Genomic DNA, 698 nt, shown 5'->3' on the forward strand with positions numbered 1-698 from the left:
GACGACAGCTCTGGTCCGCCGTCGACGAGGTCCTCGCGACCCTCGACTCCTGAGCGCGCGCTCGCCTGACGCGGCCGCCTCCCCCTGAGGTAGAACCTCCGGTCGTGAGAGAGCTCGCCGTGTTCTACGTCGCGACCGGAGGCTCTACCTCGCGACGGCGTGGTCGGCGCCCCGACAGACAGGACCCCGTGACCGGTGCCGGTCACGGGGTCCTGTTCGTCGGGTCAGGGAAGGCGTGGGAGCGCCTGGGTGTCATGCGTCGAGCTTCAGCCGGGCACCGAGGGCGACGGCCGCCACGACGGCAGCGCCGGCGACGAGCACGAGGTCCTTGAGCACGTACTGGCCCAGGAGGGTCATGCCGTGACCGAACAGCTCGCCGGCGAAGAGCACGATCGGCGACAGGATGCCGGCCATCGCGACGGCGAGGGCGACCAGCCCGGCTCGCAGGAGGCGGCCCGTGAGGAGGGTCAGGCCGATGAACGTCTCGAGGAGCGCGGTGAAGAGCACCGCCGCGGTCCCACCGACGAGGCCGAACGTGAGCGTCTCGACGGTCCGCGCCGCGATCGACTCCGCCGGGCTCGCGCCGGGGAAGAACTTCAGGACGCCGAACCCGAGGAACACGAGGCCGAGGGCGACGTGCAGCGCGGGGACGGACCAGCGCGTGAGGAAGCGCGCGGTGGCGGCGACGGCGGCGTCGA

1 protein-coding gene is annotated in these 698 nt (G+C 72.3%); it reads right to left on the reverse strand.

The genetic code is table 11. From position 1 onward, the window contains the following. Positions 1-252: 252 nt before the first annotated feature. The coding region (locus G3I78_RS46620) for a DoxX family protein (protein ID WP_164436651.1) at positions 253-698 on the reverse strand (446 nt) is incomplete at its 5' end.

This window comes from Streptomyces sp. SID13726, assembly GCF_010548375.1.
Lineage (GTDB): Bacteria > Actinomycetota > Actinomycetes > Streptomycetales > Streptomycetaceae > Streptomyces.